The organism is Neorhizobium sp. T25_13 (assembly GCF_002968675.1).
GTDB lineage: Bacteria > Pseudomonadota > Alphaproteobacteria > Rhizobiales > Rhizobiaceae > Neorhizobium > Neorhizobium tomejilense.
Window position 1 is genome coordinate 199,036 of the sequence record NZ_PVBI01000005.1, and the last position, 17,238, is coordinate 216,273.

General features: G+C 61.0%; 19 protein-coding genes. 13 read left to right on the forward strand and 6 right to left on the reverse strand.

All coding sequences use genetic code 11. From position 1 onward, the window contains the following. The 5 genes from ugpE to rsmI form a co-directional block, all read right to left on the reverse strand. Window positions 1-849, reverse strand: a complete 849-nt coding sequence (gene ugpE / locus C5J22_RS13715; protein WP_046630345.1) for a sn-glycerol-3-phosphate ABC transporter permease UgpE — start codon at window positions 847-849, stop codon at window positions 1-3. A 9-nt stretch (window positions 850-858) separates the two neighbouring features. Next, window positions 859-1,743, reverse strand: coding sequence for a sn-glycerol-3-phosphate ABC transporter permease UgpA (gene ugpA / locus C5J22_RS13720; protein WP_046667349.1), 885 nt, complete (start codon window positions 1,741-1,743; stop codon window positions 859-861). Between the two features lie 81 nt (window positions 1,744-1,824). After that, window positions 1,825-3,147 carry a sn-glycerol-3-phosphate ABC transporter substrate-binding protein UgpB gene (gene ugpB, locus C5J22_RS13725; protein ID WP_105438662.1) on the reverse strand — a complete coding sequence of 441 codons (1,323 nt, stop codon included), beginning with the start codon at window positions 3,145-3,147 and terminating at the stop codon, window positions 1,825-1,827. A gap of 123 nt (window positions 3,148-3,270) precedes the next feature. Continuing rightward, window positions 3,271-3,669 (reverse strand): YraN family protein, encoded by a 399-nt coding sequence (locus C5J22_RS13730; protein ID WP_105438663.1) that lies wholly within the window; start codon window positions 3,667-3,669, stop codon window positions 3,271-3,273. After that, the gene (rsmI, locus tag C5J22_RS13735) at window positions 3,656-4,573 is read right to left on the reverse strand and encodes a 16S rRNA (cytidine(1402)-2'-O)-methyltransferase (protein WP_105438664.1); all 918 of its coding nucleotides are present in this window, start codon (window positions 4,571-4,573) and stop codon (window positions 3,656-3,658) included. Before rsmI ends, C5J22_RS13730 begins: the two co-directional genes overlap by 14 nt. Before the next feature lie 270 nt (window positions 4,574-4,843). Here rsmI and dnaN point away from each other — a divergent pair, with 270 nt between their 5' ends. The 7 genes from dnaN to C5J22_RS13770 all read left to right on the forward strand — a co-directional run bounded on the left by dnaN (window position 4,844) and on the right by C5J22_RS13770 (window position 9,896). Beyond that, a complete protein-coding gene (gene dnaN / locus C5J22_RS13740; protein ID WP_105438665.1) occupies window positions 4,844-5,962 on the forward strand; it encodes a DNA polymerase III subunit beta in 1,119 nt (372 codons plus the stop codon). A 121-nt stretch (window positions 5,963-6,083) separates the two neighbouring features. Continuing rightward, window positions 6,084-6,677: a phospholipid N-methyltransferase PmtA gene (gene pmtA / locus C5J22_RS13745; protein ID WP_105438666.1), complete on the forward strand. Its 594-nt coding sequence runs from the start codon at window positions 6,084-6,086 to the stop codon at window positions 6,675-6,677. A gap of 2 nt (window positions 6,678-6,679) precedes the next feature. Further along, complete coding sequence (locus C5J22_RS13750) at window positions 6,680-7,273, forward strand: histidine phosphatase family protein (protein WP_105438667.1); 594 nt, start codon at window positions 6,680-6,682, stop codon at window positions 7,271-7,273. Next, window positions 7,270-7,962, forward strand: a complete 693-nt coding sequence (gene pyrF / locus C5J22_RS13755) for an orotidine-5'-phosphate decarboxylase (protein WP_105438668.1) — start codon at window positions 7,270-7,272, stop codon at window positions 7,960-7,962. Before C5J22_RS13750 ends, pyrF begins: the two co-directional genes overlap by 4 nt. 150 nt (window positions 7,963-8,112) lie before the next feature. Then, window positions 8,113-8,400, forward strand: coding sequence for a DUF1330 domain-containing protein (locus C5J22_RS13760; RefSeq protein ID WP_105438669.1), 288 nt, complete (start codon window positions 8,113-8,115; stop codon window positions 8,398-8,400). 102 nt (window positions 8,401-8,502) lie between these two features. After that, window positions 8,503-9,483: a complex I NDUFA9 subunit family protein gene (locus C5J22_RS13765; protein WP_105438670.1), complete on the forward strand. Its 981-nt coding sequence runs from the start codon at window positions 8,503-8,505 to the stop codon at window positions 9,481-9,483. A gap of 260 nt (window positions 9,484-9,743) precedes the next feature. Continuing rightward, window positions 9,744-9,896, forward strand: coding sequence for a hypothetical protein (locus C5J22_RS13770; RefSeq protein WP_007763306.1), 153 nt, complete (start codon window positions 9,744-9,746; stop codon window positions 9,894-9,896). Between the two features lie 40 nt (window positions 9,897-9,936). Here C5J22_RS13770 and C5J22_RS13775 read toward each other — a convergent pair whose 3' ends face one another. Continuing rightward, a complete protein-coding gene (locus C5J22_RS13775; RefSeq protein WP_105438671.1) occupies window positions 9,937-10,743 on the reverse strand; it encodes an undecaprenyl-diphosphate phosphatase in 807 nt (268 codons plus the stop codon). A 156-nt stretch (window positions 10,744-10,899) separates the two neighbouring features. Between C5J22_RS13775 and C5J22_RS13780 the strand changes: the two genes are divergently transcribed. The 6 genes from C5J22_RS13780 (at window position 10,900) to C5J22_RS13805 (ending at window position 17,211) form a co-directional block, all read left to right on the forward strand. After that, window positions 10,900-11,592, forward strand: a complete 693-nt coding sequence (locus tag C5J22_RS13780) for a glutathione S-transferase family protein (RefSeq protein ID WP_046667341.1) — start codon at window positions 10,900-10,902, stop codon at window positions 11,590-11,592. Beyond that, complete coding sequence (gene queG / locus C5J22_RS13785; RefSeq protein WP_105438672.1) at window positions 11,573-12,748, forward strand: tRNA epoxyqueuosine(34) reductase QueG; 1,176 nt, start codon at window positions 11,573-11,575, stop codon at window positions 12,746-12,748. Before C5J22_RS13780 ends, queG begins: the two co-directional genes overlap by 20 nt. Continuing rightward, a complete protein-coding gene (locus C5J22_RS13790) occupies window positions 12,748-13,620 on the forward strand; it encodes an SDR family oxidoreductase (RefSeq protein WP_105438874.1) in 873 nt (290 codons plus the stop codon). Before queG ends, C5J22_RS13790 begins: the two co-directional genes overlap by 1 nt. Before the next feature lie 382 nt (window positions 13,621-14,002). Continuing rightward, window positions 14,003-14,413, forward strand: coding sequence for a septal ring lytic transglycosylase RlpA family protein (locus C5J22_RS13795; protein ID WP_105438673.1), 411 nt, complete (start codon window positions 14,003-14,005; stop codon window positions 14,411-14,413). Between the two features lie 96 nt (window positions 14,414-14,509). After that, window positions 14,510-15,799 carry an RsmB/NOP family class I SAM-dependent RNA methyltransferase gene (locus C5J22_RS13800; RefSeq protein ID WP_105438674.1) on the forward strand — a complete coding sequence of 430 codons (1,290 nt, stop codon included), beginning with the start codon at window positions 14,510-14,512 and terminating at the stop codon, window positions 15,797-15,799. Window positions 15,800-15,933: 134 nt separating this feature from the next. Further along, window positions 15,934-17,211, forward strand: a complete 1,278-nt coding sequence (locus tag C5J22_RS13805; RefSeq protein ID WP_105438675.1) for an imelysin family protein — start codon at window positions 15,934-15,936, stop codon at window positions 17,209-17,211. The last annotated feature ends 27 nt before the right edge of the window (window positions 17,212-17,238 follow it).

The following is a 17,238-nucleotide window of genomic DNA, read 5'->3' on the forward strand; positions in this document are numbered from 1 at the left end:
TTATTTCTCCGTTTCAGTAAGCCCGCGGATGAACAACCGCTGCATGAAAACCACGACGAGGATGGGGGGAAGCATGGCGAGAACGGAACCTGCCATGACCAACTGCCACTCGATGACACCGTCCTGCACGGTGACCATGCGCTTCATTCCCATCATCAGCGTGTAATAGCCGGGGTCGGTAGTCACCAGGAGCGGCCAGAGGTACTGAACCCAGCCATAGATGAAGAGGATGACGCATAGCGCGCCGATATTGGTGCGCGAGAGCGGCAGCAGGATGTCCCGGAAGAACTTCATAGGGCCTGCCCCGTCCACCCGGGCCGCTTCCAGAAGCTCGTCGGGGACCGTCATGAAGAACTGGCGGAACAGGAAGGTCGCCGTGGCCGATGCGATCAGCGGGACGGTCAGACCGGCCCACGAATTCAGCATGCCGAGGTCGGCGACGATCTTGTATGTCGGCATGATGCGCACCTCGACCGGCAGCATCAGGGTCACGAAGATGATCCAGAATGCCAGCAGCCGGAACGGAAACCGGAAGTAGACGATGGCGAAGGCGGAAAGGATCGAGATCGAGATTTTTCCGATCGTGATCGCCAGTGCCATGATCAGAGAGTTCAGCGCCATGTGCGAATAATTGGGCAGGCCGTGAGCCGCAGCGGCACTCGTCAGAATGGTCGAATAGTTCTCGATGAGATGCGATCCCGGCAGAAGCGGGACAGGCCCGCTCATCAGCGTCGAGACGTCATGGGTCGATGCCACGATCGCGACATAGACCGGTAGCGCGACCATCAGAAATCCCAGGATCAGGAAAGCGTGGGTGAGGAAGGTCAGGAAGGGGCGATTTTCAACCATGATCGTTCCTCAATACTGGACGCGGCGTTCGACGAAGCGGAACTGAACGAAGGTCAGCAGCATCACGATCAACATCAGCAATACCGACTGCGCCGAGGACGAACCGATGTTGAGACCAACGTAACCGTCCTGGTAGACCTTGTAGACGAGCGTCGTTGTCGCCTGGGCAGGCCCGCCGCCCGTCGTGGCATCCACGATCGGGAAGGTGTCGAACATCGTGTAGTTCACGTTGATGATGAACAGGAAAAACGTCGTCGGCGACAGAAGCGGCAGAGAGATGGTGAAGAAGCGCCTCACCGGGCCCGAACCGTCGATGGCGGCTGCCTCGATCAGCGATTGCGGCACCGACTGCAACCCGGCCAGGAAGAAAAGAAAGTTGTAGGAGATCTGCTTCCAGGCTGCCGCGATGATGATCAGGATCATGGCATGCGTGCCATTGAGATCATGGTCCCAGCGAATGCCCAGGCGCTCCAGGAAGAAGGGCAGCAGGCCGGTGGAGGTATTGAAGAGAAACCACCACAGGACGCCCGCCACGACAGGTGCGACGGCATAAGGCCAGACAAGCAGGGTGGTATAGATTTTCGCGGACCGCGCCAGGCGATCGACCGCAGCCGCGAATGCGAGGCCGAGCATCATCGAAAGAACGGTGACGGATACCGCGAATACGGCGGTGCGCCAGAGCGCATCCAGATAATTCGGGTCCGCAAACAACTGCCGATAGTGGGTCAACCCTACGAAAACGGTCGAGAAGCCAAAAGGATCTTCCCGCTCGAAGGAGGATTTCACCGCCTGCGCGGCAGGCCAGATGAAGAAGACGAGCGTGATAACGAGCTGGGGCGCGAGCAGCAGATAGGGCAGCAGGCGGTTGTTGAAGGTTGTTCTTTTGGTATCCACCGGTCCCTCACCACAACGTAACAAGCAAGCAAGCAAGGGAGGGCCGGCGACAGCCGGTCCTTCCTGCAGCAATCGAAACAATCAGTTCGAGTTGGCAGCCTCGAATTCACGCAGAAGCGCATTGCCGCGCTGCACCGCGGTGTCGAGCGCCTGCTTGGCGTCCTTCTTGTTGGCGAGGAGTGCCTGGAACTCTTCGTCGACAATGGTGCGGACCTGGGTGAAGTTGCCGAACCGCACGCCCTTCGAATTTTCCGAGGGAGTACCGCGGGTGATCTGCTTGATGGCGATGTCGGAACCCGGGTTCTTTGCGTAGTAGCCCTGCTTCTGGCCGAGATCGTATGCAGCGTTGGTGATCGGCAGGTAACCGGTGAACTGGTGCCAATCGGCCTGGACTTCAGGCTTGGAGAGATAGCTGAAGAACTTGGCTACGCCCTTGTAGGTCGCCTTTTCCTTGCCGTTCAGCACCCAGAGGGTGGCGCCGCCGATGATGGAGTTCTTCGGCTCCTTGATCTCGTCGTCGTAGTAAGGCAGCGGGGCGAAGCCCGGTGTGAAGGTCTTGGCGTTGTTGATGACGCCTGCGCGACCTGCGGAGGAGTTCATCGTGATGGCGCATTCCTGGGAATAGAACATGGTCGCCGCCTGGTCGCCACCGACCGGACCGCCATACTTGAACAGGCCTTCGTCCTGCCACTTCTTCAGGTTTGCCCAGTGCTTGGTCTGCAGAGGACCGTTGAAGCTGAATTCAGACTTCACACCGCCGAAACCGTTCTGCAGAGTGCCGAAAGGCTTGTCATGCAGCGCCGAAAGGTTTTCGGTCTGGACCCAGGTGATCCAGGCCGAGGTGAGGCCACACTTGGCAGCGCCGGAGGAAACGATCTTCCTCGAGAATTCCTCGACTTCCTTCCAGGTCTTCGGGGCAACCTCGGGATCAAGGCCGGCCTTTTTGAAGACGTCCTTGTTATAATACATGATCGGCGTGGAGGAATTGAAGGGCAGCGACAGGATGTTGCCCTTGGTATCGGAATAGTAGCCGGTGACCGGAGACAGGAATGTCTTCGTGTCGAAGGGTTCGCCTTCATCGGCCATCAGCTTGTAGACCGGGTAGACGGCGCCCTTGGCGGCCATCATCGTGCCGGTACCAACTTCGAAGACCTGAACGATGGCGGGCTGCTGGCCGGCACGGAACGCGGCGATCGCGGCGGTCAACGTTTCCGGATAACTTCCCTTGTAGACCGGAACGACCTTGTAGTCGCTCTGGCTCTCGTTGAACTTCTGAGCAATCTCTTCGAGCTTCTTGCCGAGCTCGCCGCCCATGGCATGCCACCAGGTGACCTCGGTCGCAGCAAGCGACGAGGTCGCGGACAGTGCGACCGCGATCGCGGCCATCGAAAGCTTTTTGAACATTTTAAGGTCCTCTCCACCTTTGTTGGGGTGAGGACCGCAATAGGGCCAGGCTGTGACAGGCCCTTAACAGTTTTATGTCAGGAATATTACATTGCACACCTATGCAATAATTTCACATCAGCGTCAGAAAGCATTCGCAAAATGCCGCGGCAGACGGCCCGGAAGCACCACGATCACGTCGTAACGCCGAGACAGTCTCGCGGCATCCTGCCGCTTTGAAAGCCAGACATCGCTCGCGGCTCGAATTCGGCTCTGGGTGACGTAACCGACGGCATCGATCGCCTCCTGTTCGCCGACCCGCGCCTTGACTTCGACAAAGGCCACCAGATCGCCTTTGCGGACGATCAGATCGATCTCCCCGAGCTTGGTGCGGTAACGGATCGCAAGGACTCGATAGCCTTTGACCAGGAGATAAAGCGCGGCGAGATATTCCGAGGCATGGCCCCATCGCTGAGCCTTTTGCCGCTGAGCCTTCTGCCGCCCGACCTTGCGGCGCCTTAAGCCCGGGTCAATCTCCGCCACCCGCCTCGCCTTTCAGGTTCAGAAGCCGCTGATAGAGATCCTTGCGCGGAAGTCCGGTCACGCGGGCAGCTTCGGCGGCAGCCTTGGCGGCTGGCATGGAGGCCGAAAGCTGGCGCAGCAACACGTCCACCTCGACTTCCCCGGGCGGCTCCTCTGCCTCGGGCGGCGCCAGAAGCAGCACGATCTCACCCTTCACGACGCGGTCGTCATTGTAATAGGCGGCAAGCTCCTCCAACGTGCCACGGCGAAACTCCTCGAACGTCTTTGTCAATTCGCGACAGACCGCCGCGCGTCGGCCCGGCCCGAGCACTTCGGCGGCGGCGCCAAGCGTTGCGCCGATGCGATGCGGCGATTCAAAGAAGATCAAAGTCGCCGGCACTTTCGAAAGCTCGGCCAGCCGGTCCCGCCGACCCTTGTCCTTGACCGGCAGGAAACCGGCAAACAGGAACGCATCGGACGGCATGCCGGAACCGACGAGGGCTGCGAGCGGCGCCGAGGCGCCGGGGATCGGCACGACCTTATGGCCGGCCTCGATCGCCATCTGACCGAGCCGGTAACCGGGATCGGAGACGAGCGGCGTGCCGGCATCGGAGACCAGCGCCACCGATTTCCCCTCCTGCAGCGCCGCGATGAGCTTCGGCCCGACCTCGTCGGAATTATGCTCGTGATAGGCGTAGGGCCGGTTGACGATGCCGTAACGGTCGAGCAGCACGCGGGTTACCCGGGTATCCTCGCAAGCGAGCACATCGGCACCTGAGAGCGTTTCGAGCGCCCGCAGCGTGATGTCGCCGAGATTGCCGATCGGGGTTGCGACCAGATAAAGCGCCGGCTCCAGCGGTCGCGCGGGCACGAAAGTATTGGCGACGCGATAGCCGCGCTGGCTGCTCTTCGGTTCATCGGTCAAGGGGTATCACGCGCAGATGGATGGTCATGAGCCTTTATGGGCAAGCCGGCCGGCTTCGGCAAGTAACGGGCAAGCTGTTGAGAACGCATATTTTCTGTGTGCAGTGCATGAGACAGATGTGAAATGACTTGCTAACGCCTTGTTCACCTCTTGCTTTTCGAAGGGGTTGTCTGCCATTTTGCCGGTCCACATCATCCGGCTGGTCCAAAGCCGGCAGAATATCAGGGGTCCGGCCCTGCCGGATCGCCACGGTCGAAAGCGATTGCGTCCATGCGTATTACTCTTGAGCGGTCCAACCTTCTGAAGTCGCTGAACCACGTGCATCGCGTGGTGGAGCGGCGGAACACGATCCCGATCCTTTCCAACGTGCTGATGCGCGCGTCGGGCGCCAGCCTCGACCTGAAGGCAACCGACCTCGATCTCGAAATCACCGAGGTCCTGCCGGCCATGGTCGAGACTGCCGGAGCCACGACGGTTCCGGCGCACCTGCTTTATGAAATCGTCCGCAAGCTGCCGGACGGTTCGGAGGTGCTGCTCGCCACCAACCCGGACGGCGGCTCGATGACAGTGCAATCCGGCCGCTCGAAGTTCTCTCTGCAGTGCCTGCCGGAATCGGACTTCCCGGACCTTACCGCCGGCAGCTTCACGCATACGTTCAAGCTGAAGGCGACCGATCTGAAAATGCTGATCGACCGCACCCAGTTCGCGATCTCCACCGAGGAGACCCGCTACTACCTGAACGGCATCTTCTTCCACACGATCGAAGCCGACGGGGACCTGAAGCTTCGCGCGGTCGCGACCGACGGTCACCGCCTGGCGCGCGCCGATGTGCAGGCACCGTCGGGCTCGGAAGGAATGCCGGGCATCATCATTCCCCGCAAGACGGTCGGCGAGCTGCAGAAACTGGTCGACGATCCGGAGGCGGCTGTCACGGTCGAGGTTTCGGACGCCAAGATCCGCGTCACAATGGGCTCGGTCGTGATGACCTCGAAGCTGATCGACGGCACTTTCCCTGATTACCAGCGGGTCATCCCGACCGGCAACGACAAGGAAATGCGCGTCGATTGCCAGAGCTTTACCAGGGCCGTCGACCGCGTCTCGACCATTTCCTCCGAGCGCGGCCGCGCCGTGAAACTGTCGCTGACCGACGGCCAGCTGATGCTGACCGTCAACAATCCGGATTCCGGCAGCGCCACGGAAGAGGTCGCGGTCGGTTACGACAACGACCCGATGGAAATCGGCTTCAATGCCAAATACCTGCTCGACATTACCGCCCAGCTTTCGGGCGATGACGCGATCTTCATGCTGGCGGATGCCGGTTCCCCGACATTGGTGCGCGACACGGCGGGCGACGACGCGCTCTATGTGTTGATGCCGATGCGCGTTTAAATCATGAAGGCGGCCGGAAACCACGGCCGCCTTTTTCATACGAGTTTCCCAGGTGCGACATTTTTCCTTGCTTTTGCGGCATTGGGGTTCCACATGGGGCAAAATGGGAGAGGATAAGAAAATGGAACTGCGCTTGAAGGAGCGGCTTGGCCGCAAGTTCGATGATGAGATCCGGTTCTTCAAGGGTTGGATCGATGGCCCGAAACGGGTCGGCGCGATCTGCCCCACCTCCTCCGTCACCGCCAAACGCATGGCAAGCGTCATCGATACGGCCTCCGGCCTGCCCGTCCTCGAACTCGGACCCGGCACCGGAATCATCACCAAGGCGATCCTGAAGCATGGCGTCTCGCCGGAAAACCTGGTCTCCATCGAATATTCGACCGATTTCTTCCAGCACCTTGTTCGCACCTATCCGGGTGTCAACTTTATCAACGGCGACGCCTTCGACCTCAAGCGCACGCTCGGCGCCTTGAAGGACAAGACCTTCGACAGCGTTATTTCGGCAATCCCGCTTTTGAGCTTCCCGATGGAGCGCCGCATCGCACTGCTCGAAGACCTGCTCAACCGCATCCCGGCTGGCCGGCCGGTGATGCAGATCACCTACGGACCGGTCTCGCCAATCATCGCCCAGCCCGACCGTTACCGGATCAAGCACTACGATTTCGTCGTCCGGAACATCCCGCCGGCGCAGCTCTGGACCTATAGCCGCGGCTGACCATGACGTTCGGCCTCTACATCACTCATCCGCAGGTCCGGATCGATCCCGACATTCCAGTGCCCCGTTGGGGGCTTTCGGACCTCGGCGCCGCCCGCGCCCGCGAGGCCGCCAAATCCGATTGGGCAAGGAAACTGGGCCGGATCGTCTCCAGCGACGAGGTGAAGGCGATCGAGACTGCGGAAATCCTTGGCCTCGCCTCGGGCATTTCGATCGAGATCGCTGAAGATACCCACGAGAACGACCGGTCGGCGACGGGTTTTCTGCCGCCGCCGCAGTTCGAGGATGCGGCCAACTGGTTCTTCGCCCACCCGGAAGAGAGCTTCAAGGGCTGGGAGCGCGCCGTGGACGCGCAGAGCCGCATCGTTTCGGCAGTCACCAGAATTCTCGCCGATCACGATCCACATGTGCCGATCGCCTTCGTCGGCCATGGCGGCGTTGGAACGCTGTTGAAATGCCACCTCACCGGCTCGCCGATCGCCCGCGACCGGGACCAGCCGGGTGGCGGCGGAAATCTCTTCTGCTTCACCCTTGCGGATCGGACGCTCTCATGCGACTGGACGCCCATCGAAAAATGGGAAGGGTTCCAGGCATGAACGCTCGTGATCGCCTCATCGTAGGCCTCGATATTCCGACCATCGGCGAAGCCGAAAAGATGGTCGCCGCGCTCGGTGACACCGTTTCCTTCTATAAGATCGGCTATCAGCTCGTATTCGCCGGCGGTCTCGAACTTGCACGCGATCTCACAAAGGATGGCAAAAAAGTCTTCCTCGACATGAAGCTGCTCGACATCGACAACACGGTCGCGAAGGGTGTCGAGAACATCGTCAAGATGGGCATGACCATGCTCACCCTGCACGCCTATCCGAAGGCGATGCGGGCCGCGGTCGAGGCAGCAAAAGGTTCCGACCTCTGCCTGCTTGCGGTTACCGTCCTGACCTCGATGGACGAGACGGATCTCGTCGACGCAGGTTACGAATACGATCCGCATACGCTGGTTCTACGACGCTCCGAACAGGCGCTGGCCGCTGGCATGGGCGGCATCGTCTGCTCGGCAGAGGAATCGGCTGCGGTGCGCAAGATCGTCGGCCCCGACATGGCGATCGTCACGCCCGGCATCCGCCCTGCGGGTTCGGAAGCGGGCGACCAGAAGCGGGTCATGACGCCTTCGGACGCGTTGCGGGCCGGATCGAGCCATCTCGTCGTCGCCCGCCCGATCGTCAAGGCGCCGGATCCGAAGGCTGCGGCACAGGCAATTCTCGCCGAGATGCAGGGCGTGCTCTGACGACTATTCGTTGCCGGAGACGGATTCTCCCTGCCGTGATCCGGGATGAGTTCCGGCGGACCGCAGGATAGGGCGCAAAGCCTGTCATATTGACTCGCCCCGGAATTTGCCTGAAGTCATCGCAACCGAAAACACGCTGGAGGAAATACCATGGCCAAGGGATACTGGGTCGCTCGCGTCGATGTCCGCGATCCGGAACGCTACAAGGATTATATCGCAGCCGCCACGCCCGCCTTCGAGAAATACGGCGCCAATTTCCTCGCCCGCGGTGGTGCGATGGCGGCGATGGAAGGCAAATCCCGCGCCCGCAACGTCATCATCGAATTCCCGTCGATGCAGGCCGCCGTCGATTGCTACAATTCGCCGGAATATGCGATCGCCATCAAGATCCGTCAGGAAGTGGCGGATGGCGAAATCGTCGTGCTCGACGGCCTTTAAGAACCGGTTGTCGCAGCCGGTGCGGCAGTGGAGACACTTCCACCCGTGCCGCGATTCGGTTAAACAGCACTCATCTCGTCCCACAGGCTCCCGGAGCACGCCATGACCATCAACAACCTTCCGCCGCTCGTCACCGTTTTCGGAGGGTCGGGCTTTGTCGGCAGGCATGTGGTTCGTGCGCTCGCCAAGCGCGGTTATCGCGTCCGGGTTGCCGTCCGCCGCCCGGATCTCGCAGGCTTCCTGCTGCCGGCCGGCTATGTCGGCCAGATCTCGCTGGTCCAGGCGAACCTTCGCTACCGCCAGTCGGTCCTGAAGGCCGCCGAAGGCGCTTCGCATGTGGTCAACTGCGTCGGTATCATGTTCGAGAGCGGCCGCAACACGTTCGATGCGGTCCAAGATTTTGGTGCTCGCGCGGTTGTCGATGCGGCACGTGCGGCCGGCGCCAGGCTTACCCATATTTCCGCGATCGGCGCCGATGCCAACTCGGAATCGTCCTATGCCCGCAGCAAGGGCCGCGCCGAGGCGACGATCCTTTCGACGCTGCCGGATGCCGTGATCCTGCGGCCGTCGATCATGTTCGGGCCGGAAGACAGCTTCTTCAACAAGTTCGCCTCCATGGCCCGCACCTTCCCCGCCCTGCCGCTGATCGGCGGCGGCAAGACGAAGTTCCAGCCGGTCTATGTGGAGGACGTTGCCGAAACCGTCGCACGCTCCGTCGACGGCACGATCGCAACGGGGAAAATCTATGAGCTGGGCGGTGGCGAGATCATGACCTTCCGCCAGTGTCTCGAGACGATGTTGCGTGTCACCAATCGCAGCAATGCGCTCGTCTCGCTGCCCTTCGGCATCGCCTCGCTGATCGGCAGCATCGCGTCTCTGATCCCCTTCGTCCAGCCGCCGATCACCAGCGACCAGGTGAAGTTGTTGAAGATCGACAACGTGGTTTCCGATGCCGCCGTCACGGAAGGCCGCACGCTGCAGGGGATAGGCATCCGCCCGACACTCGCCTCTTCGATCCTGCCATCCTACCTTGTGCAGTACCGCCCGCAGGGGCAGTACACCGGTTCCGGCCGCGCCGCCTGACATTCGTTAACCATATCACGCGATTGATTTCGCTCCGGCATGCCGGCAGTGCCCGCTGAAAATTCGGGCACCCCTTTGTTGTCGCTCATGTTTCGGGCAAGGATTGTGGCACAAAGGTCGCAGTGGCCGATGCAGTCGCGTTAACGGCCGGTTCAGCAAAATCCTTTATTGAATTCTTCTAATCCAACCCATAGATCCTCCCTCACCAAACAAGCGGCGCAACCGTGACGATAAAATCTTCCATCGAAAGGCATTCCTCCATGGGCAAGCCCATCGCCCTCTTTTTTGCATGCGCAGCGCTGATCATCCTCGCGGGCTCGTTCATGGCCCCGACGACGGGCGCAGCCGGCAAGAGCGAATGCACGCCCGCATACGGCGTCGACCCGTGCAGCACGGCATCCATCCATCACTGACATGATCGGGAAGTCGGCGGCCTTTTGAGCCGCCTTCTTTTTACGCTCCCAGCAGCAGGGCGATCAGGCCCGCGGCGCCGATGACGATTCGCCAGTAGGCGAACGGCGCATAGCCCCGGCTCGATACGAAATCGAGCAGCGATCGCACCACCACGATCGCGGTGACGAAGGCGGCGACAAAACCGACAGCGATCACGGCGCCGTCGTCGAAACTCAACGCATTGCGGTTTTTATAAAGATCGAGCACGAAGGCGCCGAGCATGGTCGGCATGGCGAGGAAGAACGAAAATTCCGCCGCCGAGCGCTTGTCCGCGCCGAGCAGAAGCGCACCGACGATCGTCGCGCCGGAACGCGAGGTCCCGGGGATCATCGCCACGCATTGGAACAGCCCGATCTTGAACGCGAGCGACGGCGGATAATCCATCACGTCGTGGTATTTCGGCTGGAACTTGATCCTGTCGACCACAAGCAGCACGAAGCCGCCGAGGATCAGCATGACACAGATCAGCATCGGTGTTTCGAACAGCACGGCCTTGATGAAGCTGTGGGCCAAAGCGCCGATCACCGCCGCGGGCAGGAACGCGATCAGCACCGTTGCCACGAACCTGCGCGCCTTGGGACTGGTCGGCAGATCGGCCGCGATCTGCAGCAGCTTGCGGGCATAAACCAGCAGGATGGCAAGGATCGCACCGAGCTGGATCAGGACCGCGAAAGTGTTGCCGGGGGATTGGAAACCGAGGAAATGACCAGCCAAAAGAACGTGGGCGGTCGAGGAAACGGGAAGAAATTCAGTGAGCCCCTCGATCAAACCGAGGATGAGCGCACTGATGATGGACTGATCCGCCATTCTTAATCCTTTATTGAGCAGATAAGGGCAGTTTTAAGCAGTTTATGAGCCGTTGCTTGTCTTGGGACTACCAAATCCATATAGCTGCCATATGTCAGGCGGGCGCGCGAGGCGCCCCTGCCCCTCCTATACGAAGTTCGTGAAGTTCAAGTATCCATGCCCACGCTCTATCATCATTCCATGTCTTCGGCCTCCCGGTTCGTCCGGCTGATTCTCGCCGAATACGGCTTTCAGGCGGACTTGCTCGAGGAGCAGCCGTGGGAAAAGCGGCGGGAATTCCTGACGCTCAATCCTGCGGGCACGCTCCCGGTCTATGTCGACGACAGCATGAGAGTGCTTTGTGGCCCTTCCGTGCTCCTGGAATTCCTCGACGAAACCCACGGCGTGCTGAAGCGCGACCGCCGGCTGCTTGCCGAAGACCCGTGGCAGCGCGCCGAGATCCGGCGCCTGACGGAATGGTTCCTGCAGAAGATGGAGCAGGATGTAACCCGGCCGCTGACCCGGGAGCGGGTTTACAAGCTGCAGATGACAACCGCCCAGGGCGGTGGCGCGCCGGACTCGAAGGTGCTGCGCACATCCCGCGCCAACATCCGCCAACATATGAAATACCTCTCCTGGCTTGCCGGATCACGGCCGTGGCTTGCGGGCGACCGCCTGAGCTATGCCGATCTCGCCGCCGCCGCTTCGATTTCGATTCTCGATTATCTTGGCGAGATCGACTGGTCGGAGACGCCGGTCGCCAAGGACTGGTATCAGCGGCTGAAATCGCGACCCTCCTTCCGGCCGATGCTTGCCGAACGCATCCGCGGCCTCACCCCGGTATCTCATTATGCGGACCTTGATTTCTGACGCGACCTCGCGGGAGGAAGAAAAGGCGCTCCGGCGGCGGGAGAAGCTGACCGCCTTCATCCGCGAGGAAGCGAAGGCGCAGGGCTTCGATCTCTGCCATGTTACCGGCCCGGACAGCATCCCGCAGGCGCCGGAGCGGCTGGAGATTTTCCTGGCCGACGGGCATCACGGCAGCATGGACTGGATGGCGGAGACGAGGCTGCGCCGCGCCGATCCGAAGGTGTTGTGGGAGCAGGTGCGTTCGATCGTGATGTTCGGGCTGAACTACGGGCCGGACGAAGATCCGCGCGGCGTTCTCGAAAAACCCGACAAGGCGGCGATCTCGGTCTATGCGCGCAACCGCGATTATCACGACGTCATCAAGGGCCGGCTGAAGGAGATCGCCACGCGCTTTGCGGCACGGGCTGGCGAGGACGTGAAGGTCTTCGTCGATACCGCACCGGTGATGGAAAAGCCGCTGGCGGAAGCCGCTGGGCTTGGCTGGCAGGGCAAACATACCAATCTCGTCAGCCGCACCCATGGCTCCTGGCTTTTCCTCGGCAGCCTGTTCACCACGACCGACCTTGTTATAGACGCGCCCGAGACCGACCATTGCGGCTCCTGCCGGGCCTGTCTCGACGCCTGTCCGACGGCTGCCTTTCCTTCTCCCTATCGGCTCGACGCGCGCCGATGCATCTCCTATCTGACGATCGAACACAAAGGTCCGATCGATCCGGAATTCCGACCGCAGATCGGCAATCGCATCTATGGCTGCGACGACTGTCTTGCCGCCTGTCCCTGGAACAAGTTTGCGGCAAGCGCCTCGGAGATGAAACTGCAGGCGCGCGAAGACTTGAAGGAGCCGTCGATCGCGTTTCTGCTGACCTTGGACGACGGGGCCTTCCGGACCTTTTTCAGCGGTTCGCCGGTCAAACGCATCGGCCGCGACCGGTTTATCCGCAACGTGCTGATCGCCGCGGGCAATTCCGGCGATGCCAGCCTCATCGAGCAGTGTCTCGAACTTGCGGGCGACCCCTCGCCCACGGTGCGCGGGATGGCCATATGGGCCCTGAAGCGCCTGATGACGGATATGGACTTCGCGCTGTTTGCAGAGGCACGCGGCGCCGAAGAGGATACGGAAGTGCTGGAAGAATGGCGATTGGCGGGAGCGGCCTGATGAATGTGATGATCTTCGGATGCGGCTATTCGGGCCAGGCAATCGCCGAGTCCTTCAAATCCGAAGGCCATCGGGTCTCCGGCACGGTCAGAATGGCCCACAAGGCACTGGAGCTCGCGGCCCGTGACATCAAGGCCTTCGTGTTCGACGGCAGCCCGTTCAGCGAAGAACTGCTGAAAGAGCTTCGGGAGACGACGCACCTGGTACAGTCGATCCCGCCCGGCACCGAGGGCGATCCGCTGCTCAAGCTCGCGTCCGGAAAGCTACGCGCGCTTTGCCCGAAACTCGAATGGGTGGGTTATCTCTCGACCGTCGGCGTTTATGGCGATCACGGCGGCGGCTGGGTCACCGAGGAGACACCGGGCAGCCCGATCCACGGCCGGTCGATCGAACGGGTCGATACGGAAGATGCCTGGGCTGCCGAAGGGCGGACAGCCGGCCGGCCTGTGGCGAGCCTGCGCCTCGCCGGCATCTACGGGCCCGGCCGCAACGCCTTCGTCAATCTCGCACGGGGCGCAGCGCGGCGCATCATAAAGAAAGATCAGGTCTTCAACCGCATCCGCGTCGAAGACATCGGCGGCGCGGCGCTCTTCCTCGCCAAGGGCAATGTCGGCGGAATATATAATGTCACCGACGACGAGCCAGGCCCGCCGCAGGATGTCATCGTCGAAGCGGCACGGCTGATGGGTGTCGAGCCCCCGCCGGAACTGGACTTCGAGACCGCTGACATGACGCCGATGGCGCGCTCTTTCTACGGCGCCAACAAGCGGGTTTCGAATGCCAAGATCCGAGCTGCGGGGTTCCAGTTCCAGTTCCCCAATTACCGCATGTCGCTTGCCGAAATGTGGTCTTCGGGCCGCTGGCGAGGATAAAATTCCCATTTTGAAACGGTTGAAATTTCCATCTTCTGGCGCCTTTCCGGTTATAATTTCTTAATACCTGAGGCTTGAGATCACAAAATTTGCCCAAATGAGGCAAGGAATCTCGCAAAGCAACAAATTTTTTTCTGCGACTTACGTGATCGCAGACTCTCTCCGAGTCTTACCGGAACCATATTCCTCTTTCTGACTGTTTTTAAAGGTTTTATTCCGAAGAAGCTTAGCTGGCTTCTTAAAAATATCGGCGGCAATCTAATCACAAATGTTACAGACTGTAACGTTCCGTGATCGAGAGTCCCACTTTTTCGCCACTTTTCGCCCCGCTTAGCCATTTTGCACGCAACGTGCAGGGACAAAACGAACGGGGACGACCGACTTGACAACAATTCGACGCTCGACTTTCGCCGCGGCCTCCATTGCTGCTTTTGCAACTCTCGGCGCCGCGCAGGCCAATGCTGCGCCTGGATGCGGTCACGCATCCTGGTATGCCCTCGGATCCAAGACCGCATCCGGGGAGCGAATGAACCCCTCTCTGATGACGGCAGCACACCGGACGCTGCCATTCGGCACCAAGGTTATCGTGACGAACAAGCGCAACGGCAAAAGCGTCGTCGTTCGCATCAACGACCGCGGGCCATTCATCCGCGGCCGGGTGATCGACGTTTCCAAGGCCGCCGCCAAGAACATCGGCATGATCAGCTCCGGCACCGCCCAGGTCTGTTACCAGATCGTCGACGCCGGCGATCAGAAGGTCCCGGGCAAGGGCCTGAAAGCGATCGAAGGCTGAGGCTGGCCGGAGAGACGGTTTAGGCCGCCTATTGCCCTATCGCGCGATCACGGTTACGACCCGTGCCACACGGGTGCAACCGACACGGAGAGCGACATGCGATTGGGCGGACGAATTGCCGGAGCCATTGAGGTGCTGGCCGATATCGAGACGCGCAGGCGCCCTGTCGCCGATGCTCTCAAGGACTGGGGCCTTGCCCATCGTTTCGCCGGTTCCGGCGATCGTGCCGCAATCGGCAACATCGTCTACGACGCATTGCGCATGCGTCTGTCGCATGCCTGGCTCATGGACGACGAAAGCCCGGCGGCCCTCGCCTACGCGGTCCTCATCCGGCAATGGGGCTTCACGCCCGACGCGCTCCAGGCCGAGTTCACCGACGACCGTTTCGCACCGCCGGCTCTGACCGAGGCGAACCTCTCGTCGCTCGCTTCCCGCAATCTCAAGGATGCGCCCCTGCATGTGCAGGGCGACATACCCGACTGGATCCAGCCGTCCTTCGAAGCCAATTTCGGCGAGGACTGGCTTGTTGAGGCCAAGGCACTGGCCGACCGCCCGACCCTCGATCTGCGCGCCAACACGCTGAAGGCGTCTCGCGACAAGGTCGTCAAGGCGTTGGAACGCTCGAACGCAAAGGCTTCGCGCATCGCCCGCAACGGCATCCGGATTGCCGCCGGCGAAGGAGCGTCCCGCCTGCCCAACGTCACCGCCGAGCTTTCGTTCCAGAAAGGCTGGTTCGAAGTCCAGGACGAAGGCTCGCAGATCGTCGCCGAACTCGTGCAGCCGGGCGAACACGACCAGGTTCTCGATTATTGCGCCGGCGGCGGTGGCAAGACGCTCGCCATGGCGGCCGCCATGCACAACAAGGGCCAGATCCACGCCTATGACGCCGACCGCAAGCGGCTGGCGCCGATCATCGAGCGGCTGCGGCGCGCGGGCACCCGCAATGTGCAGGTGCATGACGACGCGCGCCAGCTCAACGCCCTGAAAGGCAAGCTCGATGCGGTCCTGGTCGATGCGCCCTGCACCGGCACCGGCACCTGGCGCCGCCGCCCGGACACCAAATGGCGGCTCACGCCCAAAAACCTCGACGAGCGTATCGCCCAGCAGCAGGAAGCGCTTTCCGAAGCCGCCGTCTTCGTGAAGCCGGGCGGTGCACTTCTCTATGTCACCTGCTCGATCCTGCCGGAGGAGAACGATGCCCAGGTCTCGCGCTTCTGCGCCGAAAACCCGGAGTTTTCCATCGCACCCGCAGCGGAGCATTGGGACGGCATTTTCGGAAAGGACGCGCCGCGGCCTCGCTCGAAAGATGCACTGACCGTAACCTTGACGCCCGCAAGTACCGATACGGACGGATTCTTTTTCTGTCGCATGCAACGCAAAGTTTGAGTGCGACAGGATCAAAATCAAAGTCGAGTTCTACTTTCAAATTATTCTAAACTAGATAGTTTGACACCAGTTTCCAATTGCGCGATGAACCCTTTGACGGCCGGGGAGAGATCCGGGCCGTGAAGGAGAGGGACATGATCCGCAAGACCGTTCTCGGCGCCGCCCTGGCGCTTTTCGCCGCCTCCGCGGCGTTCGTCGTGACAGAGGCGCAGGCCACCACCACATCCGCTGCCGTCCTCAAGCATTATGCCGAGCTGGCGCATGCGAAATACGAGGACTCGCTGACAACAGCGCAGGCCCTCGACAAGGCGATCAACGCATTCCTCGCCAAGCCCGGCGAAGAGACGCTGAAGGCTGCCAAGGACGCATGGATCGCCGCCCGCGTTCCCTACCAGCAGACGGAAGTCTATCGTTTCGGCAACCCGATCATCGACGATTGGGAAGGCAAGGTGAATGCCTGGCCGCTCGATGAAGGCCTGATCGACTATGTCGACGCCTCCTACGGCAAGGAGAGCGACGAGAACGCACTCTATACCGCTAACGTCATTGCCAACCCGAAGATCAAGGTCAACGGCAAGACGCTCAACCTTTCGAAGTTCGACGCCAAGACGCTGCGCAGCCTGAACGAGGCCGGCGAGATCGAGGCGAACGTCGCAACCGGCTACCATGTCATCGAATTCCTGCTCTGGGGCCAGGACCTGAACGGCACCGGACCTGGCGCCGGCAAGCGTCCCTATACGGACTACGACAAGGCTAATTGCAGCAACGGACATTGCGACCGTCGCGGCGAATACCTGAAAGCTGCGTCTGCGCTGCTCGTCTCCGATATCAAGGACATGGTCACCGCCTGGGCCTCGAAGGGCAAGGCGGCCAAGAACGTCAAGGCCAATTCCAAGAAGGGCCTGACCGCCATCCTGACGGGCATGGGCTCGCTCTCCTACGGCGAGCTTGCCGGCGAGCGCATGAAGCTCGGCCTGCTGCTGCACGACCCGGAAGAAGAGCATGATTGCTTCTCCGACAACACCTACAACTCGCATCTCTACGATGCGATCGGCATCAAGTCGGCCTATACGGGCGAATATATCCGCGTCGACGGCACCAAGATGACCGGCCCCTCGCTCTCCGAGCTGGTTGCCGCGAATGACAAGGCGCTCGATACCGAAATGCTCGGCAAGCTGGATGCGACGCTCGCGGCCATGAACGCCATGGCCGACCGGGCGAAGAAGGTCGAGGCCTACGACCAGATGATCGGCGAAGGCAATGCCGAGGGCAATGCGGTCGTCCAGAAGGCGATCGATGGCCTGATCGACCAGAGCAAGAGCGTCGAGCGCGTCATTGCGTCGCTGAAGCTTGGAAAAGTAGAGCTTGAAGGTTCCGACAGCCTCGATAATCCTGACGCCGTCTTCAAATAAGCAATGAAAAGGCGGGCCGCGGCTGAT

Excerpts from the sequence above, each read along its gene's own strand:
- C5J22_RS13790 (WP_105438874.1), top strand. The coding sequence starts at position 12,748 with ATGAATGTGATGATCTTCGGATGCGGCTATTCGGGCCAGGCAATCGCC.
- pmtA (WP_105438666.1), top strand. The coding sequence starts at position 6,084 with ATGGAACTGCGCTTGAAGGAGCGGCTTGGCCGCAAGTTCGATGATGAG.
- C5J22_RS13800 (WP_105438674.1), top strand. The coding sequence starts at position 14,510 with ATGCGATTGGGCGGACGAATTGCCGGAGCCATTGAGGTGCTGGCCGAT.
- pyrF (WP_105438668.1), top strand. The coding sequence starts at position 7,270 with ATGAACGCTCGTGATCGCCTCATCGTAGGCCTCGATATTCCGACCATC.
- C5J22_RS13775 (WP_105438671.1), bottom strand. The coding sequence starts at position 10,743 with ATGGCGGATCAGTCCATCATCAGTGCGCTCATCCTCGGTTTGATCGAG.
- dnaN (WP_105438665.1), top strand. The coding sequence starts at position 4,844 with ATGCGTATTACTCTTGAGCGGTCCAACCTTCTGAAGTCGCTGAACCAC.
- C5J22_RS13770 (WP_007763306.1), top strand. The coding sequence starts at position 9,744 with ATGGGCAAGCCCATCGCCCTCTTTTTTGCATGCGCAGCGCTGATCATC.
- ugpB (WP_105438662.1), bottom strand. The coding sequence starts at position 3,147 with ATGTTCAAAAAGCTTTCGATGGCCGCGATCGCGGTCGCACTGTCCGCG.
- C5J22_RS13780 (WP_046667341.1), top strand. The coding sequence starts at position 10,900 with ATGCCCACGCTCTATCATCATTCCATGTCTTCGGCCTCCCGGTTCGTC.
- C5J22_RS13750 (WP_105438667.1), top strand. The coding sequence starts at position 6,680 with ATGACGTTCGGCCTCTACATCACTCATCCGCAGGTCCGGATCGATCCC.
- C5J22_RS13760 (WP_105438669.1), top strand. The coding sequence starts at position 8,113 with ATGGCCAAGGGATACTGGGTCGCTCGCGTCGATGTCCGCGATCCGGAA.
- queG (WP_105438672.1), top strand. The coding sequence starts at position 11,573 with ATGCGGACCTTGATTTCTGACGCGACCTCGCGGGAGGAAGAAAAGGCG.
- C5J22_RS13765 (WP_105438670.1), top strand. The coding sequence starts at position 8,503 with ATGACCATCAACAACCTTCCGCCGCTCGTCACCGTTTTCGGAGGGTCG.
- ugpE (WP_046630345.1), bottom strand. The coding sequence starts at position 849 with ATGGTTGAAAATCGCCCCTTCCTGACCTTCCTCACCCACGCTTTCCTG.
- C5J22_RS13805 (WP_105438675.1), top strand. The coding sequence starts at position 15,934 with ATGATCCGCAAGACCGTTCTCGGCGCCGCCCTGGCGCTTTTCGCCGCC.